Source organism: Streptomyces sp. SID10853 (assembly GCF_010548145.1).
Taxonomy (GTDB): domain Bacteria; phylum Actinomycetota; class Actinomycetes; order Streptomycetales; family Streptomycetaceae; genus Streptomyces.
Genome location: NZ_JAAGLN010000406.1, coordinates 1 through 3,288, shown reverse-complemented (window position 1 = coordinate 3,288; position 3,288 = coordinate 1). Strand labels below are relative to the sequence as shown.

General features: G+C 71.0%; 6 protein-coding genes. 1 reads left to right on the top strand and 5 read right to left on the bottom strand.

Features of this window, described 5'->3' with window-relative positions:
• Positions 1–246: DUF2510 domain-containing protein (locus G3I19_RS35530; RefSeq protein WP_164267809.1), on the bottom strand; the 246-nt coding region annotated here is incomplete at its 3' end.
• A 210-nt stretch (positions 247–456) separates the two neighbouring features.
• On the opposite strand from G3I19_RS35530, the gene G3I19_RS35525 reads away from it, so the two are divergent.
• On the top strand, positions 457–933 hold the full coding sequence (locus G3I19_RS35525) for an SsgA family sporulation/cell division regulator (protein ID WP_164267808.1): 477 nt from the start codon (positions 457–459) through the stop codon (positions 931–933).
• Positions 934–1,042: 109 nt separating this feature from the next.
• On the opposite strand, the gene G3I19_RS35520 is transcribed toward G3I19_RS35525, so the two are convergent.
• The 4 genes from G3I19_RS35520 to G3I19_RS35505 all read right to left on the bottom strand — a co-directional run.
• Complete coding sequence (locus G3I19_RS35520) at positions 1,043–2,410, bottom strand: FAD-linked oxidase C-terminal domain-containing protein (RefSeq protein WP_164267807.1); 1,368 nt, start codon at positions 2,408–2,410, stop codon at positions 1,043–1,045.
• A 67-nt stretch (positions 2,411–2,477) separates the two neighbouring features.
• Positions 2,478–2,762, bottom strand: coding sequence for a gas vesicle protein K (locus G3I19_RS37895; RefSeq protein ID WP_164267806.1), 285 nt, complete (start codon positions 2,760–2,762; stop codon positions 2,478–2,480).
• A complete protein-coding gene (locus G3I19_RS37890; RefSeq protein WP_164267805.1) occupies positions 2,759–2,986 on the bottom strand; it encodes a gas vesicle protein in 228 nt (75 codons plus the stop codon). The genes G3I19_RS37895 and G3I19_RS37890 overlap by 4 nt, the downstream gene beginning before the upstream one ends.
• Positions 2,973–3,288 (bottom strand): GvpL/GvpF family gas vesicle protein (locus G3I19_RS35505; protein WP_203601080.1); only part of this gene is annotated, 316 nt, incomplete at its 5' end. The genes G3I19_RS35505 and G3I19_RS37890, both read right to left, overlap by 14 nt.

Here is a 3,288-nt window from a genome sequence, read left to right as displayed (position 1 = left end):
CTCGGCCCGCGGCACCGGGGACGCGTCGGACGGTCTGCGCACGGCGGGCAGCGGCGCGGCGGGCGCGGGTGCCGCGCCGCCGGGCGGTACGGGCATGGCCTGGTCGTCGTCGGCGGGGGCCGGGCGGCTCGTTCCCGGTACCCACGCGGCACCGTTCCAATACCGCACATATCCGGGAATCGATGGATCTGGGTAGTAGCCAGGCGTGGGGCTGCCGTCGCCGGTTGCCGGGGTTGGGGCGCTCATCACCGTGGTCCCGTATCTCCTTGAGAGCCGCAATTCAAGGCTCCACATCTATCAGACCGCCGTGGGATCACGGACCGGTCCTGCTGCATCGACCACTTTCCGGTCATCGCCAAATCATCCTCGAAACCCGCGTAATGAATGCCGGGCAGGGTGCTCTCACCCTGTACGGCCCGCCGTTGGGCGTACGTACAAGGAGAGGAAGCGCACGCCATGCACACCGTGGTGGAACGTGAACTGGAGCTCAAGCTGGTGCTGTCGCCCGAGCGCAGCATCCCTGTCCCTGCCCGGCTTTCCTACAGCACGGGCGACCCCTATGCCGTGCACGTCAGCTTCCACATCGCCTCGGACTCCCCGGTGAACTGGTCGTTCGCCCGTGAACTGATGGTCGAGGGGGTGTTCAGGCCGTGCGGTCACGGCGACGTACGGATCTGGCCCACCAAGGTCGACTCGAAGAGCGTCGTCTGTATCGCGCTCTCCTCACCCGACGGGAACGCCCTGCTCGAAGCGCCGACCGCGCAGGTCTCCGCCTGGCTGGAGCGGACCCTGCGGGCCGTGCCGCCAGGCTCGGAGAGCGCGCATCTGGGCATCGACGCCGGTCTGGCCGCGCTGCTCACCCCGCTGCCCGCCGACGATCTGTGGATGAGCGACCCCTGGCCTTCGGACGAGTCCGACGACGAGAGCCGGTGACGGCGAGGGGCGGCAGGCGGCAGACGGCAGACGGCAGGCGGCAGGGCGGCAGGACGCCCGGGGAGACGCGACCGGAGCCGGGAGTCAGAAGGGCGGGTCAGAAGGGTGGTCAGAAGAGTTTGCCCGGATTGAGCAGGCCCAGCGGGTCGAACGCCTGCTTGACCCCGCGCTGCATCTCGACGCCCACCGGCCCCAGTTCGCGGCCGAGCCACTCCTTCTTGAGCACGCCCACGCCGTGTTCACCGGTGATCGTGCCGCCCAGTTCCAGGCCGAGCGCCATGATCTCGTCGAAGGATTCACGCGCCCGCCGCGACTCGTCGGGGTCGTCGTGGTCGAAGCAGACGACGGGGTGGGTGTTGCCGTCACCGGCGTGGGCGCAGACGCCGATGGTGAGGTCGTGCTTCTCGGCGATGACCGCGGTGCCTTCGATCATCGCGCCGAGCTTCGACCGCGGTACGCACACGTCGTCGATCATCGTCGCGGACTTGACGGTCTCCAGCGCCGTGAGGGACAGCCTGCGGGCCTGGAGGAGCAGTTCGGACTCCGCCTCGTCGTCGGCGGGCACGATCTCGGTGGCGCCGGCCGCCGCGCAGAGCTCACCGACCGCGGCCAGGTCGGCCGCCGGGTCCGGGGTGTCGAAGGCGGCGAGCAGCAGGGCCTCGGTGGTCTCGGGGAGTCCCATCTGCGCCATCGCGTTGACCGCGCGGATGGTCGTACGGTCCATGAGTTCGAGGAGTGAGGGTGTGTGACCGCGCTCCATGATCCGGCAGATCGCGTCGCAGGCGGCAGCGGCCGACGAGAACTCGGCGGCCAGGGCGAGCTGGCGCGGCGGGGCCGGCTTCAGCGCCAGCACGGCCTTGACGACCACCCCGAGGCTGCCCTCGGATCCGACGAAGAGCCGGGTCAGGTCGTACCCGGCGACGCCCTTGGCGGTGCGGCGGCCGGTGGTCAGGAGCCGCCCGTCGGCGAGGACGACCTCGAGGCCGAGCACGTACTCGGCGGTCACCCCGTACTTCACACAGCACAGGCCGCCCGCCGCCGTGCCGATGTTCCCGCCGATGGTGCAGGTCTCCCAGCTGGAGGGGTCCGGCGGATAGTACAGACCCTGGTCGGCCGCGGCCCGGGAGAGCACGGCGTTCACGACGCCAGGTTCGACCACGGCGATCCGGTCGACCGTACTGATCTCCAGGATCCGGTCCATCTTGGTGAGGGACAGCACGATGCAGCCCTCGACGGCGTTGGCCCCGCCGGAGAGACCGGTGCGGGCGCCCTGCGGGACGACGGGGACACGGAGGGCCGTCGCCGTCCGCATGACGTGCTGGACCTGCTCGGTGGTGCGCGGCAGGACGACGGCGGCGGGGGCCCCGGCGTCGCAGAAACCGGCCGAGTCCTTGGCGTACGAGGCCATGATGTCCGGGTCGCTGATCAGGGCTTCGGCCGGGAGTCCGGTGCGCAGGCGTTCGAGCAGATCATTCATGATCCCAGCCTGGCATCGGGGCGCCCCGCTGGGAAGGGGTGAGCGGCCCGGGACGGCGGGCCGCCGGTCAGCGAGGCTCATGGGGCAGCAGGGTGCCGAGCGGCCCGAGGTCCAGGTTGAGGTCCTCGCGGCGCAGTCCGTGGTGTTCGCAGAGCTCCGTCATCCGCTGGTCGAGGAGCATCAGGGTCGTGCCCACCCGTTCCTCCTGCTCCTCGGTGAGGTCGCCGCTGTCGAACCGGCGGATCGCCTGGCGCTCGACCAGCTGCCGGAGCAGTTCGACGACGGTCAGGACGAGCGACGCCAGATCGCGGCCCGCGCTCTCGGGGTCGATGTCCACCCGGGCGCCGCTCACAGCGGCCCGCTGTCGGCCCACGGGGCGGGGACCCGTTCGCTGACGGATGCCAGCAGAGCGTGCAGGGAGAGCCGGACCAGCGGGACGTCCGCGATGGCGATCACCAGGTCTCCGCTGATGACGACGCCGGTGCCGAGCACCCGGTCGAGGAGATCGACGAGCGGGACCCCGATGGGGGCCACGGCCTCCGGGCCCTGCCAGGGGACGGGATCACCGGTCTGCATGAGCGCCTCCGTCCGTGATCGCATCCGTGCGTGCATCCGTGACCGGATCCGTGCATGAATCGGTGACCGGATCCGTGAAGGAATCCGTGAACGAATAGGGGGCCCACGGCCCGGAGACCTCGATCTCGATGCCGTCGGGACCGAGGGCGTCGCGGAGCCGCCCGACCGTGCGGGCCAGTTGACCGCTCCGCTCCCCGGCGATCAGATAGGCCGCGTTCATGATCTGGGTGCGGCCCCGGCCGGTGGCCTCGGGCCCGTGCGGGCGCCGCCGGACCGCGCCCGCGGCCAGCTCGCGTACGGCG